General features: G+C 68.8%; 21 protein-coding genes and 4 pseudogenes. 13 read left to right on the forward strand and 12 right to left on the reverse strand.

Going from position 1 to position 25,304, the window contains the following annotated elements; all coding sequences use genetic code 11:
• The first annotated feature begins 108 nt into the window (after positions 1–108).
• Complete coding sequence (gene katG / locus AC1RR5_RS08210) at positions 109–2,346, forward strand: catalase/peroxidase HPI (RefSeq protein WP_492920801.1); 2,238 nt, start codon at positions 109–111, stop codon at positions 2,344–2,346.
• Positions 2,347–2,424: 78 nt separating this feature from the next.
• Here katG and AC1RR5_RS08215 read toward each other — a convergent pair whose 3' ends face one another.
• The 3 genes from AC1RR5_RS08215 to prfA form a co-directional block, all read right to left on the reverse strand.
• Positions 2,425–3,426 (reverse strand): hypothetical protein, encoded by a 1,002-nt coding sequence (locus AC1RR5_RS08215; RefSeq protein ID WP_492920803.1) that lies wholly within the window; start codon positions 3,424–3,426, stop codon positions 2,425–2,427.
• Positions 3,427–3,817: 391 nt separating this feature from the next.
• Positions 3,818–4,582, reverse strand: coding sequence for a pseudouridine synthase (locus tag AC1RR5_RS08220; protein ID WP_492920804.1), 765 nt, complete (start codon positions 4,580–4,582; stop codon positions 3,818–3,820).
• Positions 4,582–5,652 carry a peptide chain release factor 1 gene (gene prfA / locus AC1RR5_RS08225; RefSeq protein WP_492920805.1) on the reverse strand — a complete coding sequence of 357 codons (1,071 nt, stop codon included), beginning with the start codon at positions 5,650–5,652 and terminating at the stop codon, positions 4,582–4,584. The genes AC1RR5_RS08220 and prfA overlap by 1 nt, the downstream gene beginning before the upstream one ends.
• A gap of 179 nt (positions 5,653–5,831) precedes the next feature.
• On the opposite strand from prfA, the pseudogene AC1RR5_RS08230 reads away from it, so the two are divergent.
• Both AC1RR5_RS08230 and AC1RR5_RS08235 read left to right on the forward strand, forming a co-directional pair.
• A pseudogene (locus AC1RR5_RS08230) lies at positions 5,832–8,039 on the forward strand (putative bifunctional diguanylate cyclase/phosphodiesterase).
• A gap of 103 nt (positions 8,040–8,142) precedes the next feature.
• Positions 8,143–8,679 (forward strand): DUF1993 domain-containing protein, encoded by a 537-nt coding sequence (locus tag AC1RR5_RS08235; RefSeq protein WP_492920806.1) that lies wholly within the window; start codon positions 8,143–8,145, stop codon positions 8,677–8,679.
• Positions 8,680–8,682: 3 nt separating this feature from the next.
• Here the strand turns inward: AC1RR5_RS08235 and AC1RR5_RS08240 are convergent, their stop codons facing one another.
• Positions 8,683–9,156: a molybdopterin-binding protein gene (locus AC1RR5_RS08240; protein ID WP_492920807.1), complete on the reverse strand. Its 474-nt coding sequence runs from the start codon at positions 9,154–9,156 to the stop codon at positions 8,683–8,685.
• A 54-nt stretch (positions 9,157–9,210) separates the two neighbouring features.
• Positions 9,211–9,876 (reverse strand): LysE family translocator, encoded by a 666-nt coding sequence (locus tag AC1RR5_RS08245; protein WP_492920809.1) that lies wholly within the window; start codon positions 9,874–9,876, stop codon positions 9,211–9,213.
• Positions 9,877–9,972: 96 nt separating this feature from the next.
• On the opposite strand from AC1RR5_RS08245, the gene AC1RR5_RS08250 reads away from it, so the two are divergent.
• The gene (locus AC1RR5_RS08250; protein ID WP_492920810.1) at positions 9,973–11,355 is read left to right on the forward strand and encodes an aminotransferase-like domain-containing protein; all 1,383 of its coding nucleotides are present in this window, start codon (positions 9,973–9,975) and stop codon (positions 11,353–11,355) included.
• Positions 11,356–11,359: 4 nt separating this feature from the next.
• On the opposite strand, the gene AC1RR5_RS08255 is transcribed toward AC1RR5_RS08250, so the two are convergent.
• The 4 genes and pseudogenes from AC1RR5_RS08255 to AC1RR5_RS08270 form a co-directional block, all read right to left on the reverse strand.
• Complete coding sequence (locus tag AC1RR5_RS08255) at positions 11,360–12,127, reverse strand: DUF3108 domain-containing protein (RefSeq protein ID WP_492920811.1); 768 nt, start codon at positions 12,125–12,127, stop codon at positions 11,360–11,362.
• A gap of 55 nt (positions 12,128–12,182) precedes the next feature.
• Positions 12,183–12,713, reverse strand: a pseudogene (locus AC1RR5_RS08260) (AAA family ATPase); the annotation flags it as partial.
• 35 nt (positions 12,714–12,748) lie between these two features.
• A complete protein-coding gene (locus AC1RR5_RS08265) occupies positions 12,749–13,288 on the reverse strand; it encodes a GNAT family N-acetyltransferase (RefSeq protein WP_492920812.1) in 540 nt (179 codons plus the stop codon).
• An 86-nt stretch (positions 13,289–13,374) separates the two neighbouring features.
• A complete protein-coding gene (locus tag AC1RR5_RS08270) occupies positions 13,375–14,586 on the reverse strand; it encodes a YihY/virulence factor BrkB family protein (RefSeq protein WP_492920814.1) in 1,212 nt (403 codons plus the stop codon).
• Positions 14,587–14,678: 92 nt separating this feature from the next.
• Here AC1RR5_RS08270 and AC1RR5_RS08275 point away from each other — a divergent pair, with 92 nt between their 5' ends.
• Entirely contained in the window at positions 14,679–15,440 is a 762-nt protein-coding gene (locus AC1RR5_RS08275) for an MOSC domain-containing protein (protein ID WP_492920815.1), read from the forward strand.
• Here AC1RR5_RS08275 and AC1RR5_RS08280 read toward each other — a convergent pair whose 3' ends face one another.
• Together AC1RR5_RS08280 and AC1RR5_RS08285 are read right to left on the reverse strand one after the other, a co-directional pair.
• On the reverse strand, positions 15,441–15,689 hold the full coding sequence (locus tag AC1RR5_RS08280; protein WP_492921324.1) for a type II toxin-antitoxin system RelE/ParE family toxin: 249 nt from the start codon (positions 15,687–15,689) through the stop codon (positions 15,441–15,443).
• A gap of 38 nt (positions 15,690–15,727) precedes the next feature.
• Positions 15,728–15,991, reverse strand: a pseudogene (locus AC1RR5_RS08285) (type II toxin-antitoxin system ParD family antitoxin); the annotation flags it as partial.
• 72 nt (positions 15,992–16,063) lie between these two features.
• Between AC1RR5_RS08285 and prmC the strand changes: the two are divergent.
• The 3 genes and pseudogenes from prmC to AC1RR5_RS08300 all read left to right on the forward strand — a co-directional run bounded on the left by prmC (position 16,064) and on the right by AC1RR5_RS08300 (position 18,410).
• Positions 16,064–16,933: a peptide chain release factor N(5)-glutamine methyltransferase gene (prmC, locus tag AC1RR5_RS08290; protein WP_492920816.1), complete on the forward strand. Its 870-nt coding sequence runs from the start codon at positions 16,064–16,066 to the stop codon at positions 16,931–16,933.
• 37 nt (positions 16,934–16,970) lie between these two features.
• Positions 16,971–17,170 (forward strand): annotated as a pseudogene (locus AC1RR5_RS08295) (hypothetical protein); the annotation flags it as partial.
• A gap of 4 nt (positions 17,171–17,174) precedes the next feature.
• A complete protein-coding gene (locus AC1RR5_RS08300; RefSeq protein WP_492920817.1) occupies positions 17,175–18,410 on the forward strand; it encodes a DUF4167 domain-containing protein in 1,236 nt (411 codons plus the stop codon).
• Between the two features lie 63 nt (positions 18,411–18,473).
• On the opposite strand, the gene AC1RR5_RS08305 is transcribed toward AC1RR5_RS08300, so the two are convergent.
• Complete coding sequence (locus tag AC1RR5_RS08305) at positions 18,474–21,236, reverse strand: TonB-dependent receptor plug domain-containing protein (RefSeq protein ID WP_492920819.1); 2,763 nt, start codon at positions 21,234–21,236, stop codon at positions 18,474–18,476.
• A gap of 483 nt (positions 21,237–21,719) precedes the next feature.
• Here AC1RR5_RS08305 and AC1RR5_RS08310 point away from each other — a divergent pair, with 483 nt between their 5' ends.
• The 5 genes from AC1RR5_RS08310 to AC1RR5_RS08330 all read left to right on the forward strand — a co-directional run bounded on the left by AC1RR5_RS08310 (position 21,720) and on the right by AC1RR5_RS08330 (position 25,266).
• Entirely contained in the window at positions 21,720–22,496 is a 777-nt protein-coding gene (locus AC1RR5_RS08310) for a sialate O-acetylesterase (protein ID WP_492920820.1), read from the forward strand.
• A gap of 55 nt (positions 22,497–22,551) precedes the next feature.
• Complete coding sequence (locus AC1RR5_RS08315; RefSeq protein WP_492920821.1) at positions 22,552–23,142, forward strand: DUF4893 domain-containing protein; 591 nt, start codon at positions 22,552–22,554, stop codon at positions 23,140–23,142.
• A gap of 38 nt (positions 23,143–23,180) precedes the next feature.
• Positions 23,181–23,789 (forward strand): TetR/AcrR family transcriptional regulator, encoded by a 609-nt coding sequence (locus AC1RR5_RS08320; RefSeq protein ID WP_492920822.1) that lies wholly within the window; start codon positions 23,181–23,183, stop codon positions 23,787–23,789.
• A gap of 73 nt (positions 23,790–23,862) precedes the next feature.
• Entirely contained in the window at positions 23,863–24,426 is a 564-nt protein-coding gene (locus AC1RR5_RS08325; protein ID WP_492920823.1) for a hypothetical protein, read from the forward strand.
• 72 nt (positions 24,427–24,498) lie between these two features.
• Positions 24,499–25,266 (forward strand): M48 family metallopeptidase, encoded by a 768-nt coding sequence (locus AC1RR5_RS08330; protein ID WP_492920824.1) that lies wholly within the window; start codon positions 24,499–24,501, stop codon positions 25,264–25,266.
• The last annotated feature ends 38 nt before the right edge of the window (positions 25,267–25,304 follow it).

Consider the following 25,304-nt stretch of genomic DNA (forward strand, 5'->3'; position numbering starts at 1 on the left):
TGCGGACTTGTACGGACGGTTCGGCCGCGTACTGCCCGGCCGCCAATGGCTGCGTCTATCGTCGCGATAGGAACAATCAATTGTACCTATGCCGCGATGAGGCGGCTGATGCTCACATCGGGGAACGGCGCTGGGTTCCAAACCAAAGCGGAGGAAACGACGATGGATGCGAAGGTCGACGACAACGTCCAGGGCCAGTGCCCGATGGGCAAGGGCCGGGGTGGCCACGGCAACCGCGACTGGTGGCCACAGAACCTGCGTCTCGAGGGGCTGAACCAGCACTCGCCGCGCTCCAATCCGATGGGCGAGGCGTTCAACTACGCCGAGGCCTTCAAGAGCCTGGACCTGGACGCGGTGATCGCCGACCTGCACGCCCTACAGACCGACAGCCAGGATTGGTGGCCGGCCGACTTCGGACACTATGGCGGCCTGTTCATCCGCCTGGCCTGGCACAGCGCCGGCACCTATCGCACCTCGGACGGCCGTGGCGGCGCCGGTGGCGGGCAACAACGCTTCGCGCCGCTGAACAGCTGGCCGGATAACGCCAATCTGGACAAGGCGCGTCGTCTCCTCTGGCCGATCAAGCAGAAGTACGGCGCTAAGATCTCGTGGGCCGACCTCTATGTGCTGGTCGGCAACGTCGCGCTGGAGTCGATGGGCTTCAAGACCTTCGGCTTCGCCGGCGGCCGCGTCGACCAGTGGGAGCCCGAGGAGCTGTACTGGGGCCCCGAAGGCTCGTGGCTGGGCGATGAGCGCTACAGCGGCGAGCGCCAGCTGCATCCGGCCCTGGGCGCGGTGCAGATGGGCCTGATCTACGTCAATCCGGAAGGCCCGAACGCCAATCCCGACCCGCTGGCCTCGGCGCACGATATCCGCGCGACCTTTGCCCGCATGGCCATGAACGACGAGGAGACCGTCGCCCTGATCGCCGGCGGCCACACCTTCGGCAAGACCCACGGGGCGGGCGATCCCTCGTTCGTCGGTCCCGAGCCGGAAGGCGGCGAGATCGAGCACGGCGGCCTGGGCTGGCATAGCAAGCACGGCACGGGCCTGGGGGCCGACGCCATCACGTCGGGCCTGGAAGTCACCTGGACCCAGACGCCGACGCGGTGGAGCAACCACTTCTTCGACAACCTGTTCAAGTTCGAGTACGAGCTGACGAAGAGCCCTGGCGGCGCCCAGCAGTGGGAAGCCAAGGACGCGCCGGCCGACATTCCGCACGCCTTCGATCCGTCCAAGACGCAGCGCCCGCGCATGCTGACCTCGGACCTGGCCCTGCGCTTCGACCCCGAATACGAGAAGATCTCGCGCCGGTTCTATGAGAACCCCGACCAGTTCGCCGACGCCTTCGCCCGCGCCTGGTTCAAGCTGACCCACCGCGACATGGGCGACAAGGCGCGCTACCTGGGCAAGCTGGTCCCGGCAGAGACGCTGATCTGGCAGGACCCGGTGCCGGCCGTGGACCACCCGCTGGTCGACGCCTCTGACGTCCAGGCGCTGAAGGACAAGATCCTGGCCTCGGGCCTGTCGGTCTCCGAGCTGGTCTCGGCGGCCTGGGCCTCGGCCTCGACCTGGCGCAAGTCCGACAAGCGCGGCGGCGCCAACGGCGCGCGCGTGCGCCTTGCCCCGCAGAAGGACTGGGCGGTCAACGACCCGCCGGTGCTGGCCAAGGTTCTGTCGACGCTGGAAGGCATCCAGAACGCGTTCAACGGCTCGGCCGCGGGCGGCAAGAAGGTCTCGCTGGCCGACCTGATCGTGCTGGGCGGCTCGGCCGCGGTCGAGAAGGCCGCCAAGGACGCCGGCAGCGCCATCGAGGTGCCGTTCTCGCCGGGCCGCACCGACGCTTCCGCTGAACAGACCGACGCGGAGTCTTTCGAGCCGCTGGAGCCGATCTCGGACGGCTTCCGCAACTATCGCAAGGAGGGGACCCAGTTCATGGCCCCCGAAGAGGCCCTGGTCGACCGCGCCCAACTGCTGGGCCTGTCGGCGCCGGAGCTGACCGTGCTGGTCGGCGGCCTGCGGGTGCTGGGCGCCAATACCGGCGGCTCCAAGGTCGGGGTGTTCACCAACCGTCCGGGCGTGCTGACGACCGACTTCTTCGTCAACCTGCTCGACATGGGCGCCGTCTGGAGCCCGACGGCGGTCAACGCCTTCGCCGGCCATGACCGCAAGAGCAGCGAGCCCCGCTGGACCGCCAGCCGCGTCGACCTGATCTTCGGCTCCCACGCCGAACTGCGGGCCCTCGCCGAGGTCTATGGCTCGTCCGACGCGCAAGGAAAGTTCGTGAAGGACTTCGTGGCCGCCTGGACCAAGGTCATGAATGCCGACCGTATCGACCTGACCTAGCCCTCGGCCCTGGCCGAAGGAAAGCTGAGGGCGGTCGCTGTGAGGCGGCCGCCCTTTTCAGTGCGCGCTGGGACGAGATCAGCGCGTCGCGGGTTTCTCGACGCCGAGCACGTCGGATGCGGTGAGCGTCGGGGCCAGAATGGCGATATCGTAGCCAAGCGCCAGGTCACGCCATTCCGGCGGCGCGGCCGCCAGCAAGGCCTTGGTCCTGAGCGTCCGGAGATCCACGAGCATCCACGATCCCGGCGCGGCGCCAGCCGCCTGTGCGAGCGTGGCATCCTTGCGCCAGTCCGGGTCCTTGTCGTCCTTCATATCGAAGGGACGCACGACGGAGGGCCGGCCGACGCCGCCATAACCCCCCTCCGAGCCCTTGGCCCCCAGCACCATGATGTGCAGCGCCGAGACGCCTTCGCCCTCGGCGCGCTCGGCCACATAGGCGCCGAGGTCGCGCTGATTGAGCGGATTGATCGACTTGTAGACATGGTAGGCGCCGAACTTCATCAGGACCCTGGCGTCAGGATTTTCGGCGAGATGGGCGGCGAAGGTGCGCTTCATCAGCCGCGCGCGGCGTCCGTTGGCGTCGCCCTGGCCAGACCGCGACGCCTGATAGATGGCGCGGGTTTCCGTCAGCAGGCCAAACAGATGGCGGACGCGCGCCCCGCCATCCCGCGCGATCGCGGCGGCGGCCTTATCAAGATCGTCTTGCGGGACCGAGAGCAGGAAGAGGTCGAAAGGCGAGCCTGATGCCAGCGCGGCGGCGGTCGCTTTCTTGTCCTGCGCGGCCAGATCGGTCAGGGCGGCGCGGGCGAGGGGCCCTGGCTTCGCGGCCAGCATTTTCTGAAGCAGATGGCCGCTGGACCCGAGGAACTCCTGGTCCAGTCCCCAGAGCTGGAACTTCGGTCCGGCGGCGGCGGCGCAATCGCCGGCCATCCGGACTTCATCGCGGCCGTTGAAGAAGGCGATGCTGTCTGGATGCGCGCGCACGAAATCGTCGACCCGGGCTTCGCGGTCTTGCGATCGCATGACGGAATCGACGGCGCGGGCCGCTTCCGGGCCGCTCTCGATGGCCATGGCGGTCATGCCCGAGGGCGCCATCAGGCGGCAGATCTGGGTCGTGAGGGCCGGGATCTCGCGGCTGTGATGGCTCTCGCCGATCAGGACGTAGCGGCTGGCGGCGATGGCCTTGGACAGGACGAGCGCGCCCGCGCCCGACAGGCCGTCCGGCTTGACGTCCAGAGGCGTGATCGCCTGGGCGAGACGCGAAGGGAAGGGCGAGGGCGTCGCCTCCTCGGCGACCGTGTTGGTCGCAAAAACGCCGAGGGTTGCCAGAAGGAGGCCCGACAGACCCCAAGAAACTCTCAGCACGCGTACCTCCCCAAGCGACTCAACTGGTCGTGGTCTATCGAGGCCTGGATGGGACAGCCAATTAAAACGCGCTCATGCCTGGACATTGGCCCGTGGCGCTTCCGCCTCAGCCCGCGATCAACGCCGCCCGCTCTTCGCTGGTCAGCGGCCGCCAGCGGCCCTCTGGCATTTCGCCCAGGGTCAGCGGACCTATCCGGACGCGGAACAGGTCCACGACCTTCAGCTCGACCAGTTCGCACATCCGGCGGATCTGGCGGTTGCGGCCTTCGCGCAGGACGATGCGCAGGCGCTGGTCGGAGATGACCTCGACCTCGGCGGGGCGCAGTTCGCGGCCGTCCAGCTCCAGGCCGAAGCGCAGGAGTTCGAGCTTCTCTTCGGTCAGCTCGCCCATCACCGCGACGCGGTATTCCTTCTCGAGGTCGGACTGCGGGCCGATCACGGCCTTGGCCACCACGCCGTCCTGCGACAGCAACAGCAGGCCGCGCGAGTCCTTGTCCAGGCGGCCGATCGGCGGCAGCAAGTCGCCCGACTGCGGGATCGGGGCGGGCACGCCGCCCCAGATGTTCTGGCGGGTCAGGAGGCGCGCGGCGGGAACCTGGCCGGGATCCGGCTGGGCCGAGACCACCCCCACCGGCTTGTGGATCATGTAGGTGAAGGTCGATTCCAGCTGCGCGGTGGCGCGGTCGGCCAGCACCAGGGTCTGGCCGGGCAGGATCTTGCGGCCGACGTCTTCCACGACCTCGCCGTCGATCGAGACCAGGCCGTGGGCGATCAGGGCCTCGGCCTCGCGGCGTGAGCACACGCCGCTCTGAGCCAGCCACTTGTTGACCCGCTGGGGCTCGTCCTCGTCGTAGGTCCGCGTGAAAGCCATCAGTTGTAGCCGTCTTCGAGGCTGGCCAGGCGGGCGGCCTGGTCCTCGGCGATCAGCGGCTTGATGACATCGTCCAGGGCGTCGCCCTCGATCACCCGCGCCAGGTTGTAGAGGGTCAGGTTGATGCGGTGATCGGTGACCCGGCCTTGCGGGAAGTTGTAGGTGCGGATGCGTTCCGAGCGGTCGCCGCTGCCGACCTGGCTCTTGCGGGCGTCCGAACGGGCGTCGTCCAGGGCCTGGCGCTGCATGTCGTACAGGCGCGCCTTCAGGTTCTTCATCGCCTTGGCGCGGTTCTGGTGCTGCGACTTCTCCGACGAGGTCACCACCACGCCGGTGGGCAAGTGGGTGATGCGGACGGCGGAGTCGGTCTTGTTGACGTGCTGGCCGCCGGCGCCCGACGAGCGGTAGGTGTCGATCCGCAGGTCGCTGTCGTTGATCTCGATCTCGACGTCCTCGGCCTCGGGCAGCACCGCGACGGTGGCGGCCGAGGTGTGGATGCGGCCCTGGGCTTCGGTGGCCGGCACGCGCTGCACGCGGTGCACGCCGCTCTCGAACTTCCAGCGGCCGAACACGCCATCGCCGGTGACCGAGGCGATGATTTCCTTGTAGCCACCCATTTCGCCTTCCGAGATGCTGTCGATCTCGACCCGCCAGCCCTGCAGGGTGGCGTAGCGCTGGTACATGCGGAACAGGTCGCCGGCGAACAGGGCGGCCTCGTCGCCGCCGGTGCCGGCCCGGACTTCGAGGATGGCCGAGGCGTTCTCGTCCTTGTCCTTGGGGGCCAGCATCAGGGCTAGCTCGTGCTCGAGGATCGGCAGCTTGTCGTCCAGCGCCTGGATCTCGTCCTTGACCATGTCGGCCATCTCGGGATCGGCGGCCATGACGTCCAGCTCGGCGCGCTCGGCGCTGAGCTTGGCCAGGCGTTCGACGGCCTCGGCGACGGGGCGCAGCTCGGCGTGCTCCTTGGAGAGCTTGACGATCTCGGTCCCGTCCGTCGCGGCGCCCATGCGGGCCTCCACTTCGCGGAAGCGGTCGAGAACCTGGTCGAGGCGGGCCTGGGGCAGTCGCAAGGGAGATGTCGCAATGTCTGAGGGAGTGGGTCGGTCTCTCTAGTTCTTTTCCCCGCCGAAGGGAATGGATCCGGGGCAATACTCAGTTCGGAGAGCAACGGCCCAGCTGTTAGCCACGGCTTAGCCATTCGCGGCGAGTGTGTCGGCTTCCCGTCGCCGGCCTGGGCCTTCCCACGACCATGAAGCGTATCGAGACCCGTCTTTCCGCCCCCTTGGCAGGCATGGCCCTGCTGACGGTCGGCATTCTGGTCGCCGTGCTGTTCATGATCGCCGCCCGCGTGGACCGCGACGCGCTGGAGCACGAGCAGGCCCTGGTCGAGCGCGGCGTGGCGGCCAAGACCAGCGACATCGAGCGCATCGTCGCGCCCCAGGTGGTCTGGGACGAGGCCGTCCAGCACCTGGACAACCGTTTCGATCCCCAGTGGGCCCGCGAGAATGTCGGCGCCTACCTGCTGGGCCAGGCTGGCTTCGACCTGATCTTCGTCGTCGACGCCGACGGCCGTCCCCTGTTCAGCGAGCAGGTCGGCCAGGTGATGTCCAGCGCCTACTACGACCGCCACGCCCCGATCTTCACGCCACTGCTCCAGCGGCTGCGCGCCAGTGAGGCCCTGCGGCCGCGCCCGACCGGACCGCGTCCCGACGGCGGCCTGATCTCGCGGGCCATGCAGGTCAGCAGCGTCGAGCGTATCGACGGCGAGCCCTATCTGGTCACCGCCAGCCTGGTGCAGTCCGACTTCGGCAAGGTCTTGCCGCGCGGCGACCGCGCGCCGGTGGTGATGACGGCCCTGAAGCTGGACGCGGCCTTCCTGGAAGGCTTCGCCAGCCGCTTCCTGCTGCCCGGCATCCACCTGCATGCGGGCGACGCCACGGCCCAGAGCGATGACGCCCATGTGGCCTTGAAGAACATGGCCGGCCAGGTGATCGCCACCCTGGACTGGGAGCCGCCGCATCCGGGCCAGCGTCTGCTGCGCAAGGCGGTGCTGCCGATCCTGATCGTGGTCGGCGGCCTGGCCGTCGCCGTGCTGGTCTTCGCCCGCCGCAGCCGCCGCATCGCCGAGGGCCTGGTGGCCAGCGAGGCGCGCGCCAAGCACATGGCCCTGCACGACGCCCTGACCGGCCTGCCCAACCGCGTGCTGTTCGAGGAGCGCCTGCGCCAGGCGATCGACAGCCTGTCGCGGCGTCGCGGCGCGGCCGCCGTGCTGGCCATCGATCTGGACCGCTTCAAGGCCGTCAACGACACCCACGGCCACGCTGCCGGGGACGAGCTGATCCAGGCCATGGCCAAGCGCCTGTCGGCCCTGTGCCGGGTCGGCGAGACCGTGGCGCGGCTGGGCGGCGACGAGTTCGGCGTCGTGGCCATCGACCTGGAGCCCAAGGGCGCGGCCGCCCTGGCCGAGCGCCTGGTGGCGGCCCTGGGCGCGCCCGTCGAGCTGTCCTGCGGCGCCGTCTTCGTCGGCGGCTCGATCGGCGTCGCCCTGATCGACCAGGCCGAGGCCCATGCCGGCGCGGTCGAGGCCGCCCGCCGCGCCGACGTCGCCATGTACCGCGCCAAGGAAGAGGGCCGCGGTCGCTACTGCTTCTTCGAGGCCGAGATGGACGCGGCGCTGAAGGCCCGCCGTGGGCTTGAAGCTGACCTGCGCCAGGCGATAAGCGACGGCGGGGTGTGGCTGGCCTACCAGCCGCAGGTCGACGCGGTCGGCCGGGTGCTGGGCGTCGAGGCCCTGGCCCGCTGGACCCACCCGACCAAGGGCCCGATCTCGCCCGCCGCCTTCGTGCCCCTGGCCGAGGACTGCGGCCTGATCGACACGCTGGGCCAGCTGGTCATGCGCCGCGCCTTCACCGACAGCCGCCGCTGGAAGGACCTGAAGGTCGCCGTCAACGTCTCGGCTTTGCAGATGAAGCAGGCCGACTTCCCCGACCAGGTCGCCCTGCTTCTGCACGAGACCGGGGCCCGCGCCGACGCCATCGAGCTGGAGATCACCGAAGGCGCGCTGCTGGGCGACGACGAGACCACCCACCGGGCGATCGAGCGCCTGCGCGACATGGGCTTCTCGCTGGCCTTGGACGACTTCGGCACCGGCTACAGTTCGCTCAGCTACCTGCGGCGCTATCCGATCGACAAGATCAAGATCGACCGCAGCTTCATCACCCCGCTGGGCCAGGACAAGGAAGCCGGCGCGGTGGTCCACGCCATCGTCCGCCTAGCCAAGGCCCTGCATCTGTCGGTGATCGCCGAGGGTGTCGAGACCAACCAGCAGCGCGAGTAGCTGAAGGAGATCGGCTGCGCCCAGGCGCAGGGTTTCCTGTTCAGCGCGCCGGTGCCGGCGGACCAGATCGACGCCTTGGTCGCTGGCGGCGGACGCGTGAAACTCACGGTGGATGCGTAACTGCTGACAGGAATTGTCATCAGTCTTTATTGAAAACGCTCATAAGCGTGTCTAACTCGTTGTGCAGCTCGGCCGGAGGGGTCGAGCTCAGCGAGGATCTCCCATGTCCGTTTCCATCCAGCACGTCGCCGTGACGTCGATCACGCGCGGCCTCAAGACGACGTCGGCCCTGCTCGACAAGGCCAAGGCGCATGCCGAGGCCGCCGGAGCCAACCCGGACGACTATGTCACCGCGCGTCTGTTCGAGGACATGCTGCCGCTCTCCGGCCAGATCCAGCGCGTCTCCGACACCGCCAAGGGCGCCATCGCCCGCCTGGCCGCCGTCGAGGCTCCGCCGATGGCCGATGACGAGACGACCCTCGCCCAGCTGCAGGACCGCGTGGCCAAGACCCTGGCCTTCATCGAAAGCGTCCCGGCCTCGGCCTTCGACGGCGCGGCCGAGCGCGAGGTCACCGTGCCGGCCGGCCCGTCGATCACCCTGGGCTTCACGGGCCTGGACTATCTGCTGGAGTTCGTGATCCCGAACTTCAACTTCCACGTCGTCACCGCCTACGACATCCTGCGCAACCAGGGCGTCCCGCTGGGCAAGCGCGACTTCCTGGGCATCGGTCCGGAACGGGTGAAGTCGGTCGCGGCCTAAGACCTAGAAGGCCGGCTTGACCTCGATTGAGGTCAGCTGGCGCGGCGCGCGCGAAGGTCTCAGGTCGCCATCGACCACCAGGCGATAGGGGCCTTCGCGTTCGTCCAGCTTGTGGCCGTTGACGGTGTCGGCGACCACCACCGGATTGGCGCGATAGACCGGGTCGGTCTCGGCCAGCGACAGCACGCTGAAGAAGCCGTCGGCGGCGCGGGCGATCACCACCTGGTTCAGGAACCGGCCCATCAACCGCTCGCCATGCACGACGCCGGCCTGGGCCAGCACGGCGTCCAGCCGCACGCCTTCGTAGGTGACGTCGGCGCCCTTGACCTTGATCGTCGCCTTGGCGCGGGGCAGGGCGGCCAGGTCCTTGGGCGTCAGGACGACGCTGTCGCGACCGGCGACGGTGACCTTCAGGTCTTGCGCCGCCGCGCCGGTGGCCAGCAGGGCGGTGACGGCGAGGGCGAGCAGCAGGCGCATGGCGGGGTCTCCTTGCGGGCGATCTGGCCCGGCGAGACCCCGCGACGCAAGGCTTTACCCCCGCGACTGCATCGCCGGCGGGGCCGGCACACTCGCCAACGCCTCCAGGCTCACCGGCTTGGCCTTGTGATCCACCACCAGCGGATACAGCGACACCACCAGCAGCACCGCCATCGTGACATTGAACGTCCGCAGCACGGCCGGCCGGTCCAGGAACGGCCGCAGACCCTGCCCGAACCCCGCCCAGGCGGCGCTGCACGGCGCGCCGACCATCATGAAGGTGCCGGCCAGCAGCGGCACGATCGTCCAGCCGCTCCCTTCGGGCGCGTAGGTTGTGACGGCGCCCAGCGCCATGGCCCAGGCCTTGGGATTGACCCATTGGAACGCCGCCGCCTGCAGGAATGTCATGGGCTTGGCCAGCGACTTGTCACTAACGGCGCTGGACGTGCCGATCTTCCAGGCCAGCCACAGCATGTAGGCCGCCCCGACCCAGCGCAGGATCTCGTGCAGCACCGGATAGGTGCGGAATACTCCGCCCAGGCCTAGCCCCATCGCCAGCACCATGAAGCCCAGTCCCGCGCTGATCCCCAGGATGTGCAGCACCGTCTTGCGGAACCCGAAGTTCGCGCCCGACGCCAGCAGCAGCATGTTGTTGGGGCCCGGCGTACCGGCCGTGGCGAAGCAGAAGAGGACGTAAGCGAGGAGCAATTCCGGAGTCATCACGACCTCCTAGGATCAGGAATGTCATGGTGATGATTTCCATTGTATCGTGAGTCAAACTGCATATTGTCATGATGACAATAAAGGAGACGGCCCGTGGTCTCGGCCTGGACACCCAGCATTCCGGACGGCAGCGCCCCGCTCTACGAGCGGCTGGTGGGGGTGCTGCGCGCCGACATCGCCTCGGGGGAGCTGGCCGCCGGCATGCGCCTGCCGCCGCAGCGTGACCTGGCCTACCGCCTGGGCGTGGGCCTGGGCACCGTGACGCGGGCCTATGTCGAGGCCGAGAAGGCCGGACTGGTCAGCGCCCATGTCGGCCGTGGCAGCTTCGTCAACGCCCCGACCGAGCACCGCCCCTATGAACGCGCCGGGCCGATCAACCTGGCCCAGAACATCGCCACCGCCGCGCCCGCCGCCTCGCGCCTGACCGAGGCCCTGGCGCGGATGCGCAAGCGCCCCGACCTGCTGGAGCACCTGGCCTACGCCCCACCGGCCGGCCACGAGGTCCAGCGCCGGGCCGGCGCGGCCTGGCTGGCGCGGACCAGCAGCTATGAGGGCGTGGACTGGCGGCGGCTGATCTGCTGCGCCGGCGCCCAGCAGGGCCTGGCCCTGGCGATCGGCTCGGTCGCGCGGGCCGGCGACACGGTGCTGTGCGAGGCCTCGACCTATAACGGCGTCAAGGCGCTGGCCGCCCACAACGGCCTGCGGCTGAAGGGCGTGGCCATGGACGGCGAGGGGCTGGACCCCGACGCCCTGGAGGCGGCGATCAAGGCGACCGGCGCGCGAGTGCTGTCGACCATTCCCACCCTGCAGAACCCGACCGGGCGGATCATGAGCGCCGGCCGCCGCCGGGCGATCGCCGCCCTGGCCCGAAAGTACGACCTGACCATCGTCGAGGACGACATCTACGGCATCTACGCCCCCGAGGCGCCGCCGCCGTTCGCGCTGCTGGCCCCCGAGCGGACCTTCCACGTCTCGGGCGTGTCAAAGATCCTGGGGCCGGGCCTGCGCGCCGGCTTTCTCGTGGCGCCCAGCGACGAGGCCTTCGACCGGGTGCTGGACGCCGTGCGGGCCCTGACCTACGCCCCGCCGGGCTTTGGCGGCCTGGTTGCTACCCAGTGGATAGAGGACGGCTCGGCCGACGCCATCGCCGTCGAGGTGCGCGAGGAGGCCGTCGTGCGCCTGAACATGGCCCGCGAGATCCTGGGCGGCGCCATCGAGACCCCGCACTCGGACAAGGCCCCGCACGTCTGGTTGCCGATGGGCGAACTGGCCGCCGAACGCATGGCCGGTCGCGCCCTGCGCGGCGGCGTCGAGGTCACCCCGCCCGACGCCCCGGTGGTCGAGCCGGGCCTCGAGAGCGGCGTGCGTCTGTGCCTGGGCGCGGCGGTCGACCGGGCGTCCCTGCGGCGGGCGCTGGAGATCGTGGCCAGTTCGCTGTCGAGCGAAGTGGCCGAGCGCTCGCGGGCGGTGATCTAGGCGGCTACCAGATCAGCGTCTTCACCCACACCGCCCCGTCCGGCGCGGTGGCGACGTTCTTGATCACCACCTGGCTGTCCTTGGCGATCCAGAAGGTCGTGGGCTTCATCTCCGGGCGGTTGTAGTCGGTGGTCACCACCCAGCAGTCGACCTTGCCGCCGGCCGAGCTGGTCAGGGCCTCGCTGCCCGTCACCTTGAACACATACGGCGCGGGCGGTCCGCCGCCCGGATGGTGGAAGACGATCTGGGCCTCGTAGCCGGCCGCCAGCGGCAGGGCCTGGAGGAACTCCATGTCGGTCTCGAAATTGAAGGTCGGCTGTGGCGAGGCGACATCGTATGCGGCCTGGGCGTTGCCTTCCAGATCCTTCAGGCCGACGATCCGGTCGGGCTTGAAGTCGAAACCCTCGACCTTGGTCTGGCCGTCCTTGGTGGTGGTCCGCACGTGGGCGTAAGGGCGGAAGGTCTTGAGCTCGAACCAGCTGTCCAGCGTCTTCACCGCGCCCGGCGTCGCGCCGTCCCAGTGCTGGACGATGTGCAGGCGCTTCACGCCAGCCTTGTCGGGCTCGATGCGGATATCGCGGGTCCAGACGTCCAGCGGCTGGATCGTCTCGCCGACCTGCTTGTAGCGCAGATAGCGGTGGGTGGCGGGCTTGAGCTTGTCGAACCGCGCCAGCGGCTGGCCGACCGGCACGGGCGTCACCGCCGCCTGGGCGGAGGCCGCGACCGAGAGGGCGAGCGCGACGCCGGCGGCCGCGCGGAGGATGAGCGACATGGAGAGCCCCTGAGTTGGATGGGGCATGTGAGGGGAGGCGAGGGCGGTCGGCTACTTAAGCTTCGGTAATGCGCGCCAGCACCGCCGCCGCGCGCTCGGCCACGGGGGCCGGTGCGATCGGAACCAGCTCGTAGCTCAGCTCTGCATAGGCCGCCTCATGCACAGCCTCAAACCGCAGCGCGTCCTCCAGACTGATGCGCCGCGCGGCCGTGGGCGTGACGAACCCCAGCCCCCGCACCAGGAACACCCGCCGCTGATAGACGCCCGCTACCCGTTCAAGCTCATCCCGCAGCAGCGGTGAGACCGGATGGCCCAGGAACCGCGCCAGGGCCAGCGCGCAGACCGGCGAGCGGTCGAAGAACACGACCTCGCCGACGGCCCGCGCCTCGCGTTGCCTCTGCAACCCGACGATCGCGTCGATGAAGCCTGGATCGGTCCAGGGCTCAGCGACGCCCTCGGCCTGGGCTAGCGAGACGATGTCCGTCGCCGCCTCCTCGACCACGGCGTGGCCGGCGCGCTCCAAGGCGCGCAGGAGCACGGTTTTGCCAGCGCCCGGGGCGCCGGTCAGGATGTAACGATGCATGGGGAGATCCTCGTCGAGGTCCCCGGAGCCTAGCGCCTCTAGAGCGCCTTTTCCATGATCACGAAGTGCAGGTCGTCGCGCTGGGGCACACCGAAGCGTTCGTCGCCATAGGGGAAGGGCTCGGTCTCGCCGGTCAGGCGGTAGCCGCGGCGTTCGTACCAGGCGATCAGGGTGTCGCGCACCGAGATCACGGTCATGGTCATGCGCCTGCCGCCGCGTTCCTTGGCATAGGCTTCGGCGGCCTCCAGCATGGTGCGGCCGATGCCGCCGGCCTGGCGCAGGGGCGAGACGGTGACCATGCCGACGTACCAGGCGTCGTCCCCATCTTCGTTTTTGGCGGGCTGCAGCCAGACGCAGGCGTGGGCCTTCTCGCCTTCGGCGTCGCGCAAGGTCAGCAGGGTGGAGCCGGGGCTCTCGGCGAGGTCGGCCCGCAGGCTGTCCTCGTCGGTGCGCTGGCCGCCCAGCAGGTAGCTCTCGCTGGTCCAGCCCTTCTCGGCCAACTCGCCACGATAGGCCGAGTTCACCAGCAGGGCGAGGTCGGCCAGTTCGTGATCCTGGTACGGCGAAAGCAGCGGCATGGAACGGTCCCCGACGGCGAAGGTCGGAAGCTAGGAACGCCGTCTGGTCGCCACAACCCGATTCCCCGGGTCAAGCCGAACAATGTTCAGCGCCCGCGCACCTTCTTCCACGCGCCGCCGGTGACGCGGCGGACCATGCCGGCCTCGCGCTTGATCATCTCCCAGGGATGGAAGGCCAGTCCCACGGTGTCGGCCATGGCCGCGCCGCGCGCGCCCATCGGGCGTTCGGGGCCGGTGGTGGAGTCGACGGCGGTCTGGTGCTCGATCTCGGCGTTCAGCTCGGCCCCGACCAGGATGGCCATGATCGAGAACCACACCCAGACCATGAAAGCGATCACCGCCCCCAGCGTGCCGTAGGTGGCGTCGTAGTGGGCGATGTTGGCCAGGTAGAACGAAAAGCCCAGCGAGCCGAACAGCCATCCGGCCGCGGCGCCGGCGGCGCCGATCCACACCCAGCGCCAGCGGGCCTGGGCGCGGCTGGGAGCGAAACGATAGAGCACGGCGAAGGCGAAGGCCGTCATGGCCAGCACCAGCAGCCAGCGGATCGGGGCGATGATCTCGTCCAACGCCGAGAGGCGCGCGGCCTTCAAGAACAGGGGAGTCGCGATCAGCACGCCCGAGGCGACGGCCGCGTACAGCAGGGCGCAGAAGGTGAAGAGGTAGCTGAGCAGGGTGCGCGGCACCAGATGGCGCTTCTCGTCCTCGTCATAGGCGATGTTCAGCCCGTCGAAGAGCGCTCGCATGCTGGCGTTGGCGCTCCAGATCGACAGCAGCAGGGAAAAGCCGAAGGCCACGCCCAGCTTGGCCTGGCCCTGGCTGGCCAGCCGCAGCATCTGCTCGCCGACGATCTGGACCACGCTGGGCGGGAAGACGCCGCGCATCTCGCGAAGTTGCTCCTCGACCGTGCGCACGTCGGCGAACAGGCCGTACAGCGACACGAAGGCGCCGATGGCCGGAAACAGGGCCAGCAGGGTGTAGAAGGTCACGCCCCCGGCCACGGCCGGCAGGCGGTCGACGGTGATCTCGCGCCAGGTGCGCCACAGGATGTCGCGCCAGCCCAGCAGGGGGATGTGGCCCGGATGGCGGGCGGCGCGGCCGCGTTTCGGCTCGGCCTGGTCGAAGTCGTCCGGCGGCATGGCGCGGTCTTCCGACAGGCCCGGCGGCGCCGCGATGTGTTCTTCGACAGGCTTCTTGGGGAAGGCGAATGGCGCGACCGCCAGCAGCACGATCCAGGGCGTCAAATGGTACGGACGCGACTTCAACCACTTGAGGATCGGACGCGGCGAAGCGTCGGTCATGAAACGCCCTCCAGAGCAGCAAAACCCGGATGGCCGCGCTCTGTTCCGCGCAAGCCTTGCCACGGGGTGAGTCGTCCACAATCTTCCGGCCCATGGACGCCCGCATCGCCTCGATCTACCGCCACCCCGTGAAGGGCTTCACGCCCGAGCGGCTAACCACCGCCACGCTGGAGGCGGGGGCGTGCTTCCCATGCGATCGGCTCTACGCCGTCGAGGACGGGCCGAGCGGTTTCGATCCCGAGGCGCCCGGCCACATCTCGAAGATGAAGTTCACGGTGCTGGCCAAGATCCCGGCCGTCGCCAAGGCTCGGACGGCCTATGACGAGACGACCGGCGTGTTCAGCGCCCGCGCCGAGGGCCGCCCCGACTTCGCCGGCGACCTGCGCTCGGACGCCGGGCGGACGGGTCTGGAGAGCTGGCTGGCCGATCTGCTGGACGGCGAGATCAAGGGCCCGCTGAAGGTCATCGAAGGCCCGGGCGCGCACCGGTTCATGGACAGCCGCTCCGGCTACGTCTCGATCGTCAACCTGGCCAGCGTGCGGGACCTGGGGCAGCGCCTGGGCATGGACCTGGATCCGCTGCGCTTCCGCGCCAACCTCTATGTCGAAGGCTGGCCCGCCTGGGCCGAGAACGACTGGACCGGCAAGACCCTGACCGTCGGCGGCGCGACCGCTGAGGTCCTCAAACCGATCGTCCGCTGCGCGGCGACACACGTCGATCCCACGACGGCCGAGCGGGACGTGGAACTGGTGAAGGCGCTGTTCGAGAACTACGAGCACATGTTCTGCGGGATCTATGTGAACGTGACGGCGGGCGGTGCGGTGGCCGAGGGGGATGGGGTGGCGGTTGGCTGATCAGCCCAGGCGGGATTTCGCGTCCATGATTTGGTGGAGAACGCGGACGATCTCCACGCCCTTGCCCATGCGGTAGAAAATGACGTGCGATCCGATCGCGCGGCGGCGGTAGCCTTCGCCTATCGCTTCGTCAGTCCAGCCGACGTCAGGACGCTCGGCGATCATTTCGACCGTGGACTGGATGCTTCGGAGATAGGCTTCGGCGCGGACGTTGCCCCATTGACCGCGCGAGTAACTCCAGATTTCGATGAGATCGAGCCTGGCGAGAGACGAGAGGCGGTAAGCCTTTCCTCGTGGAACCCTTGCGTTTGGGACTCCCGCAGCCTTTCCTCAACGAACGCGTCGAAGTCGAAGTCTTCGATGAAGCCGCTCTCTTCACCCGCCTTTAGCGCTGCTCGCAAGGCCACGAGCTTGGCCTCGTGGCTCTCCAAAAGGCGAAGCCCCGCCCGCACGACCTCGCTGGCCGAGCCGTAGCGGCCATAGGCGACTTGCGCATCGATGAAAGCCTGGAAATGCTCACCCAGGCTCACGGAAGTATTCTTGCTGGCCATGTCGTCACGATACCAAAATCTGGTACCTCTTTCAATCTCGCCACCCCAACCTCAACACGCTAAACCCCGCCCATGACCCTGACCCTCGTCAAAGCCTGGACCGCCGCCAAGGATCGTCTGAAGGACGCCGGCATCGATCAGCCCTCCATCGACGCGCGCCTGATGCTCGAAGTGGCCGCCAACGTCTCGCGCACCGAGATCGTCACCGATCCCTATCGTGAGCTGACGGCCGAGCAGGAAGCGACCCTCGAGGACTACCTGAGCCGCCGTGCGCGCCGGGAGCCGGTCAGCCACATCATCGGCCGCAAGGGCTTCTGGAAGATCCTGCTGCAGGTGAACAAGAACGTCCTGACGCCCCGTCCCGAGACCGAGGTCATCGTCGACGAGGTGCTGAAGGCCTTCCCCGAGCAGATGGGGTTCTCGATGCTGGACCTGGGCGTGGGCTCGGGCACCATTCTTCTGGCGGTGTTGGCCGAGCGGCCGGCGGCCAAGGGCCTGGGGATCGACGCCTCCGCCGAGGCCCTGGCCGTGGCGCGCGACAACGCCGCCAGCCTGGACCTCAACACCCGCGCGGCCTTCCTGCACGGCGACTGGACGGCCGGCCTGGGCGACGCCAGCTTCGACCTGGTGGTCTCCAACCCGCCCTACATCCCGACCGCCGTCATCGACACCCTGGAGCCGGAGGTTCGCGACCACGAGCCGCGCCTGGCTTTGGACGGCGGGGCCGACGGCCTGGACGCCTATCGCCTGCTGGCGCCGGAGATCCTGCGGGTGCTGAAACCGGCCGGGATGTTCGCCGTCGAGATCGGCTTCGACCAGTCCAAGGACGTTGAGGCGCTGTTCCGCGAGGCCGGCGCCCAGCAGGTCACGACGATCAAGGACCTGTCGACGCACGACCGTGTTGTCACCGGGGTGAAAAATCCCTTGGAAACCGGGGCGTGAACCGTTAGACGAGTCATGTCCCCTTCCAGATCGCCAGGTGACGGGAAAAGCAGACGTTCTTGACGTTTGCGATGCTCCCCTGGCAGGCGCGCCCGGTTCGCCGGTCGCCGCGCCCAAAGACAGGGCGGGGGCTCTACGGAAACCAGTGTCTCTGAAACTCACCAGGGTTCGACCCGCTCAGAGACCAGCAAGGCCGGACGCGCCAGCGCAAGACTGACCTCCGGACAGGTTCAGAGAGACCATGAGAGATTTCAAAGGCATGAAGCGCCAGCGCGGCCGCAACAATCGCGGTGGCAGCGGCGGCAAGCCTCAACAGCACAACGCCAACCGCGCTTTCGACTCGAACGGGCCCGAAGGGGTCAAGGTTCGCGGCGCGGCCCAGAGCGTCTACGAAAAGTACCAGCAGCTGGCCCGCGACGCGACGTCGTCCGGCGACCGGGTGCTGGCCGAGAACTATCTGCAGCACGCCGAGCACTATTTCCGCGTCCTGCGCGCCATCCAGCCGAATCGTCCGGTGTCCGACATCGTCGGCAAGGACGTCTACTCGGCGTATGAGATCGACTTCGAGGCCGAGCCGCCCGAAGAGCCGGAAGCCGCCGAGACCCCCGCTCAGCCGGAAGGCCAGGGCGAAGGCGGCGAGAACAGTGAAGGCGGCGAGCAACGCCGTGACCGCTTCGAGAACCGCGATCGGGACCGCAACCGCGACCGTGACCGCAACTTCGACAACAACAACAACCGCGACCGTGATCGCAACCGCGACGACCGTCCGCGCGACAACCAGGGTCGCGACAACCAGGGTCAGGGCGAAGGCCGCCGCGACCGCTGGCGTGACCGCGACGACCGCGACCGCAACCGCGATGACCGTCCCCGTGATGATCGCCCCCGTGATGATCGCCCCCGTGATGATCGTCCGCGCGATGACCGCCCCAGGGACGACCGCCCGCGTGATGATCGTCCTCGCGACGATCGCCCGCGTGACGACCGTCCTCGTGAGGACCGCTTCCGCGACCGCGACGATCGTCCCCGGGATGACCGTCCCCGTGAAGACCGCCCGGCCGCCGCCGAGGGTGAAAACCAGCCGCAAGGCGGTGAGGGCGAGGGCCGCGAAGGCCGTCGTCGTGGCCGTGACCGCGATCGCAACCGCGACCGCGACTGGCAGCCGCGCGGCGACCGTGATCCGCTGGCCGTGATCGAGCCGGAAGCCTCGCCGCTGCCCACCTCCAGCGCCCCGGCCAGCGAAAGCTCGCCGGTGCTGCGGGGCCAGGACGGCGCCGTCAGCGAGGCTCCGGCCTTCCTGGGCCGCAAGTCGACCCGTGCGCCCAAGACCGTCGAAGCGCCCGTCGCGGAGGCTCCGGCTGCGGAAGCGCCGGCCGCCGATGGTGGTGAAGAGGTGAAGAAGCCCCGTCGTCGCCGCGCGCCGCGCAGCTTCGAGGCGGGCGAGGGCGCTCCGACCGGTTCTGAATCCGAAGACGCCTGATCCACTCAGGATCGGTGACAAGATCAAGGGAGCCGCGAAAGCGGCTCCCTTTTTCTTTATGCCTTAGAACCGCGCGCGAACGCCCACGGTGTAGTAACGGCCCATGATGTCCTGGCCGCCCGGAACCGGGAAGGTCAGGCCGATCGAGCCGGCCAGCGGCACGATCTCGGGCTTGGCGTTGGCCACGTTCTGGATCGTGACATAGGCGGTGGTGTTGGCGTCCTTGCCCAGCTTGTACTCGACATTGATGTCGGTCGAGTTGAACGGGCGCACGTCCGGATCGACCCACACCTGACCGGGCGAGGTGATCTTGCTGAAGCCGCCCAGCCAGCGGTCCTGGACGCCAATCGCCAGGTTGTCGCGCTCGTAGCGCAGGATGCCGGTGACGCGGGCCTGCGGGGCCGAGACGGTGGTGAACGGCGCGCTCGGGAAGGCCTGGGACACGTTGGTCGGCTGGTAGTTGCCGAACAGGCGCGTGGTCCAGGAACCGCCCAGGGCCTGGAAGCGGTAGTTGAGCTCGACGTCCCAGCCCTTGATCTCGGTGAAGGCCGTGTTGAGGCTCTGGTTATAGACCTTGGTCGGGAAGTTGGCCGGCGTGTGGTTGCTGAACGGCAGCGGACGCTCGAACAGGGTGCAATATTGCGACGTGCCGCCCGAGTCCTCGCATAGGCGCTGGATGGTGTTGTTCCCGGCCGCGATCGCGCCGATCGCGTTGTCCATGCTGATCTTGTACCAGTCGACCGAGGCGCTGAAGCCGGGGAAGAAGCTGGGCGTGAACACCGCGCCGACCGTGTAGGTGCGGGCGACTTCCGGAACCAGGTCGGGATTGCCCTTGGTCGAGATGAACACCGTGCTGCTGGTGCTGGTGTGCAGGTCGACGAAGCCGCTGACCGAGGCCTGCACCGGCTGGAACAGGTCGTTCAGGGTCGGCGCGCGGATGTCGCGCGACGTGGTCGCCCGGAACCGCAGGCTGTTGTTGACGCGATAGTCCAGGCCCGCCTTCCAGGTCTGGACGCTGCCCGAGGTGCTGTAGTCGGTGTAGCGACCGGCCAGGTTCGCATCCAGGCTGCTGATCAGCGGCAGGTCCTTCAGCAGCGGAATGGCCAGTTCGCCGGCGACTTCCCAGACGTTGTTCTTGGCCGTGACATTGGCCGAGACCGGCTGGGCCCACAGCGCCAGGGCCGGGTTGCAGATCCGCAGGCCGGTGCAGTCGACGGTGGCCGTCGGGCTGGCGTCGCTCCACACCGTGTACTTGTTCCAGCGCGCCTCGCCCGAGACGGCGAAGTTGATCGGGCCGGCCCAGTTGTGGAAGGCCGTGCCGGTGAAGCTGCCGGCCACGTCGTCCATGGTGTTGATGACGTTCTGGTGGGTGTTGGCCGTGAACCAGTTGAAGGCGTCCTGGGTGATCGCCGTCGGGCCGAAGGCGTTCAGCGGCACGCAGCCCTTGTAGGCGGCGGCCGTTGCGGCCTGGGTGGCGGCGTAGCACTGCACGACCCCGCCCACCGTCACCGCGTCGAGGGCGGCGAACTGCTTCTGGTAGTTGGAGTTGTTGCGGCTCTCGACCATCAGGTCGTTCTTGCCGTGGGTGTAGGTCAGGTCCCAGCGGTAGTCGCCGAGCGTCCCGTTCAGGCCGGTGTTGAAGTTGGTGTATTCGTTGACGTTGCGCGTGCCGGTCAGGCCCTTGGACCCGGTGCTGATGATGTAGGTGCCCATCTGGAACGTGTTGGTGGCGTCCGACAGGCCGTTGTCGCCCAGGGCCGCGCGCGTCGCCGCGTTCAGGAACGGGTTGTTCTTGTAGAAGGTGCTGGCCTGGCCGTTGCCGGGGGTCAGCTTGACCGGGAAGTGCCAGCCGCCGGAGTAGGCGTTGGCGTATGAGGCCTGGGCGTAGAAGTTGACGTTGTCGGTCAGCTCGAAGTCGAAGCGGCCGAACAGCTCGTCCTGGCGCATGGCCACCAGCGCGGTGGTGTAGCGGGCGAAGGCGCCGTCGCCGCCGACGTTCTGGTTGCCGGTGCCGGTGGTCTGGCCGGGCAGGAACGGACCCAGCACCCCGTTGCTGACGAATTGCTGGTTCAGGGCCGCGCAGCCGCCGACGCACTGGGTGATCTTGCCGCCGAACGCGCTATCGCCGCGACGGACATTCATCGAGGTGGTGAAGGGCGCCGCGACGGTGCCGCTGCCGGTCAGGGTGTAGACCCCCCGGCCATAGGCGCGGTCGAAGTTCGAGACGTCGTCGGTTTCACGGCGCTGGTACGAACCCAGGACGTGACCCCGGCCGCCCAGCACATTGGCCCCGCCGGCGATGCCGAACTTGTAGCTGTTGCCGTCCCCGTAGGTGGAGATGCCGGCGTTGGCTTCGATCTTCAGGCCGGTGAACTTCTTGTCGATGATGAAGTTGACCACGCCGGTGACGGCGTCCGAGCCATAGACCGCCGAGGCGCCGCCGGTGACGACGTCGACGCGGCTGATCAGCATCTGCGGGATCGAGTCGACGTCCACCGTGCCGTTGGCGTTCGATGGCGTCAGGCGATGGCCGTCCATCAGCACCAGCGTGCGCTGGGTGCCAAAGCCGCGCAGGGCCAGGACGTTCTGGGCCTGGTTGCCCGCGCCGTCGCCCGAGCGGGTCGGGATCGCCGAGCCCTGGAAGATCGGCAGCTTGTTCAGACCGTCCGGCAGGCTGCTGGGCGTCGTCTGCTGGATCTGTTCCGTCGAGACGACCGTGACGGGCGTCGGCGCATTGGTGGCGATCGCGGTGATCCGCGAACCGGTTACGGTGACGGCTTCGACGACCTGAGACTCGTCGGACGCCGTCGTCTTGTCTTGGGCCATGGCGTATCCGCCGCTCGCCAGTATGACTGACGAGACGCTGACCAGCAGACCCGCGCGACGCGCGAGCCCGTGTTGATATCGAGACATTGGTATTCCACCCCTTTTTGCATGAGCAAGTTTTCCCCTCCTGCTCAGCGAGGTGACCTGTGTTCAGGTATGCTTTTGTTTCTTTTGGTGTTTTTCAGGCGTCGAACGGACCTGCGCTGTCCGAGAAATGACCTTCCGTTTCCCCTGAGCGCGCCGCCGTTACGCTCGCCTCGTGTTGCGACGTGCACGAATGACTGCCGCGCGATTGGCATGACCATGTTTTTTGACTTTGTCAAACTGGCCTGACCAAAAATGTCAGATTGGACTGACGGTGTGGCCAGCCAAACGGAGGCCCTGGCGACCGGTCCGCTTCGGCGATAGGGTCGGATCCCGACGGGGCCGGAGCCGAAGAATGGCCGACGAACGATCGGCTCGCGGTCCGCGGGCGATCCTGAAATGAGCGCCCTGCTGCTCGCCCTGGCGCTGATGGCGCAGAAGCCCGACGTCTATCTGCTGACCGGCCAGTCCAACATGTCGGGCCGGGGCCTGGTCGAGGAGCTGACCGCCGAGGAGCGCCTCGCCGATCCGGCCATCCAGCTCTACGGCAACGAAGAGACCCTCCGCCCGGCCGTCGAGCCGCTGGACACCGCGATTGGCCAGGTCGACGCCATCTCGAGCGACGCCATCGCCGCGGTCGGGCCGGGGCTGTTCTTCGCCCGCGATCTGCAGGGCCTGAACGGCCGGCCGATCCTGCTGGTCCCCTGCGCCAAGGGCGGTTCGTCCATCGGCCAATGGACGCCGGGCGGCGGTCGCGACACCCTCTACGGCGCCTGCCTCGCCCGCGCCAAGGCGGTGGGCCCGGTGCGCGGGATTCTCTGGTACCAGGGCGAGACCGACGCTGGCCGGCCCGACTCCGCCACGGCTTGGCGCGAAAGCTTCGAAGCGCTGATCGAGCAGTTCCGCGAGGATCTGGGCGACAGGCGCCTGCCCCTCGTCCTGGTGCAACTGGCCGACCCGCCGTCGCCCGAGGTCAGCGCGCCCAAGACCTATCCGTCCTGGGCGGCGATCCAGGCGGTCCAGGCCGGCCCGATGCCCGCATGCGTGACCATGGTCTCGGCCCAGGGCCTGCCGCTGAAGTCCGACACCCTGCACCTGACGACCGCCGGCCAGCGGACGCTGGGCGGCAAGCTGGCGGCGGCGATGGACGGCCTGCTGCGCAAGGGGTGCCGTTAGCCGAACTCTCGCCACCGCCCGGCGTTACCCCTGACCGCAAAGCTCAGGAGCCGCCATGCGTTTGCCCGCCGCCCTCATCCTGTCCCTGCTCGCCGCCGGCTCGGCGCACGCGGCTTCCGCCGACTGGCGCGCCGACGCCAAGCGGGCCGACATCCGCCGGCTGGAGCAGTTGGACGAGGCCTGGGACTCGGCCCTGTCGCAGGCGCGCTCGGATGGCCACGGGCGTGCGCTGAAGGCCCTGGGCGCGCTGGCCGATCCCCGCGTGTCGCTGGCCCGCCCGCAGCCGACGCCGGGCGCCTATCGCTGCCGGACGATCAAGCTGGGCTCGCCGGGCAGCGGGCCGTCCTATGTGGCCTATGGCTGGTTCCGTTGCCGGGTCGCGCTGACCCCGGGCGGCGACCTGATCCTGGAGAAGACCACCGGCAGCCAGCGCCAGGCGGGGAACCTCTATCCCGAGGCCTCCAGGCGCCTGGTGTTCCTGGGCGCGGTGTCCTGGGGAACCGGCGAGGGCCAGGCCCGCTACGGCCGCGATCCCGACCGCGACCAGGTCGGGGTGCTGGAGCGGGTGGGCGCGGGCCGGTACCGCCTGGCCCTGCCGTGGCCCAAGCAGGAGTCGAAGCTGGACATCCTCGAGCTTCGCCGCTGAATTTGACACAATTTGTGCCGCGTTCTAAACCCGCCGCCATGGATGGTGACACCCCCAAGCCCCCCGGCGCCCGCGAGACCCAGAAGCTGGAGATGCGCACCCGCATCGCCGACACCCTGATCGCGCTGCTGGCCGAGGGGCGGATGGACATCAATCACGACCTGATCGCCGAGCGCACGGGCGTGGCGCGGCGGACGGTCTATCGCTACTTCCCCGACCGCGAGGCGCTGCTGGCGGCGGCGCATGAGCGGGTGCAGGCGCTGGCCGGGCCGCGGGTCGCCTATCCGACCTGCGAGGCCAACCTCACCGACGACCTGCACGACATCTATACCGGCTTCGACAGCATCGCCCCGATCGCCACTCTGGTGCGGTCCACGCCCCAAGGCCGGGTCATGCGCCTGTCGACCAATGACGAGCGTCTGGCCAGCTACAGCGCCGCCGCCGCCGACCTGGTCAAGGACCTGCCGGCGCAGGACCAGGTGCTGGCCACCGCCATGCTGCAGGTGCTGCACACCACGCCCTGGCTGGAGATGCGCGACCACTGGAAACTGACCGGCGAACAGATGGCCCGCGCCACCGGCTGGGCCATGCGCACCCTGATCGCCGACCTGCGGGCCCGCAACGGCCGGCCGCTGGACGAGGAATAGCCACGTTTCAGACCGACTTCCGCCCGCGACCTCACCGCTAGTGAAGCTACCGGGGGTTTAGAAGGGGCGGGGCGTGCGGCGATGGGGCGTTGTGCTGGGCTCGGTGGCGTTCCACGCGCTGCTGGTGCTGTTGTTCGTGCTCGACCTGGCGCGCAAACCCGTCTCTCCGCCGCAGCCGGTCATGGTCGTCTCGCTGGAGCGCGCGCCGATCCCGCCGAGGCCCAGGCCGTCGGCCCAGGCCAGGGGCGCACCTCGCGGGGTCTCGACGAAGGCCGACCTCGCGCCGGTCGCTCCGGTCACCGTGCCCGCCGGACCTGCCTCGCCATCGGCCTCGGAGGGCGTCGCGGCCGCGTCGCCGGCGCCGGGCCTGGCTGGCCTGGGCGGTTGCCGGCTGGCGACGCTGGACCGCCTGCCCGCCGAGGCGCGGGCGCGCTGCCAGGAGCAGCTGGCCCAGGCCATGGACGCGGGCAGGGCGCCGCGTCCGAATCTCGATCCGACCGGCCGCTATGTCCGTGACGCCAGGCCCTATCTGACGCGGCCGCCCAAGAATGGCTGCAAACCGGTCGGTGTCATCCAGCCGAGCCTGTTGGGCGCGGCGGAGGCCAAGTTGGGTGTCGGTTGTGCGTGGTCGTTCTAAGCTTGAGCGGTTGCGTCCGGGCGGGCCGCCGGGGATAAGGCTTATGTCGTGTCTGAAACACAGCCGAGCTTCATGGCAACCTTGCGCCGCCTGACCCTGCCGCTCCTGATGGCCGCCGCCTGCGCGGTGTCGGGCTGCGCCTACAATGCCGACCTCGGCCGCGACCAACTGCTGATCGTCAATGACGACAGCCTGGTCGGCGAGGGCGAGAAGGCCTGGGCCGACACGCTGCGGACCAGCTACATCTCCAAGGAGCCGCGCAAGAACGCCCGCGTCCAGGCCGTTGGTCAGCGGGTGATCACGGCCGCGGGCCTGGGCAACCGGCCATGGGACTACGCCGTGTTCCTGGACGAGGCCCCGAACGCCTTCGTGCTGCCCGGCGGCCACGTCGGGGTGACGGTGGGCTTGCTGGCCATCGTCGAGAACGACGACCAGCTGGCCGCCGTGATCGGTCATGAGGCCGGCCACGTCGTCGCCCGCCACGCCGCCGAGCGCGTCTCGCAGGAGCGGACCTCGAAGATCCTGCTGGGCATCGCCGGCGCGGCGGCCGGCGGCACCGATTTCGGCAAGCTGCTCAAGGACCACGGCAGCGACGCGGCCAAGTTCGGGGTGCTCTTGCCGTTCTCGCGCAAACAGGAGCTGGAGGCCGACAAGCTGGGCGTCGACTTCATGGCTCGCGCCGGCTACCGGCCGCGCGAAGCGGTCGCCCTGTGGCGCAACATGCAGGCCCAGGACGCCAAGACCGGCCAGTCCGGTGGCGGCGATCTGGGCTCGACCCACCCGTCCGACGCGGTGCGGATTACCGAACTCGAACGTTATCTCGCCGGCCGGGGCTGGTGAGCCTTGTGTGGCTAGAGGGCCACACCTAAATGCCCCAC

It is taken from the genome of Caulobacter sp. GW821-FHT11E11, from assembly GCF_058808315.1.

Coding starts and splice junctions, on each gene's coding strand:
- AC1RR5_RS08330 (WP_492920824.1), top strand. CDS start 24,499: ATGGCAACCTTGCGCCGCCTGACCCTGCCGCTCCTGATGGCCGCCGCC.
- prmC (WP_492920816.1), top strand. CDS start 16,064: ATGACCCTGACCCTCGTCAAAGCCTGGACCGCCGCCAAGGATCGTCTG.
- AC1RR5_RS08265 (WP_492920812.1), bottom strand. CDS start 13,288: ATGCCGCTGCTTTCGCCGTACCAGGATCACGAACTGGCCGACCTCGCC.
- AC1RR5_RS08235 (WP_492920806.1), top strand. CDS start 8,143: ATGTCCGTTTCCATCCAGCACGTCGCCGTGACGTCGATCACGCGCGGC.
- AC1RR5_RS08275 (WP_492920815.1), top strand. CDS start 14,679: ATGGACGCCCGCATCGCCTCGATCTACCGCCACCCCGTGAAGGGCTTC.
- AC1RR5_RS08320 (WP_492920822.1), top strand. CDS start 23,181: ATGGATGGTGACACCCCCAAGCCCCCCGGCGCCCGCGAGACCCAGAAG.
- AC1RR5_RS08310 (WP_492920820.1), top strand. CDS start 21,720: ATGAGCGCCCTGCTGCTCGCCCTGGCGCTGATGGCGCAGAAGCCCGAC.
- AC1RR5_RS08215 (WP_492920803.1), bottom strand. CDS start 3,426: ATGACCGCCATGGCCATCGAGAGCGGCCCGGAAGCGGCCCGCGCCGTC.
- AC1RR5_RS08270 (WP_492920814.1), bottom strand. CDS start 14,586: ATGACCGACGCTTCGCCGCGTCCGATCCTCAAGTGGTTGAAGTCGCGT.
- AC1RR5_RS08240 (WP_492920807.1), bottom strand. CDS start 9,156: ATGCGCCTGCTGCTCGCCCTCGCCGTCACCGCCCTGCTGGCCACCGGC.
- AC1RR5_RS08220 (WP_492920804.1), bottom strand. CDS start 4,582: ATGGCTTTCACGCGGACCTACGACGAGGACGAGCCCCAGCGGGTCAAC.
- AC1RR5_RS08245 (WP_492920809.1), bottom strand. CDS start 9,876: ATGACTCCGGAATTGCTCCTCGCTTACGTCCTCTTCTGCTTCGCCACG.
- AC1RR5_RS08255 (WP_492920811.1), bottom strand. CDS start 12,127: ATGTCGCTCATCCTCCGCGCGGCCGCCGGCGTCGCGCTCGCCCTCTCG.
- katG (WP_492920801.1), top strand. CDS start 109: ATGCTCACATCGGGGAACGGCGCTGGGTTCCAAACCAAAGCGGAGGAA.
- AC1RR5_RS08315 (WP_492920821.1), top strand. CDS start 22,552: ATGCGTTTGCCCGCCGCCCTCATCCTGTCCCTGCTCGCCGCCGGCTCG.
- AC1RR5_RS08305 (WP_492920819.1), bottom strand. CDS start 21,236: ATGGCCCAAGACAAGACGACGGCGTCCGACGAGTCTCAGGTCGTCGAA.
- AC1RR5_RS08300 (WP_492920817.1), top strand. CDS start 17,175: ATGAGAGATTTCAAAGGCATGAAGCGCCAGCGCGGCCGCAACAATCGC.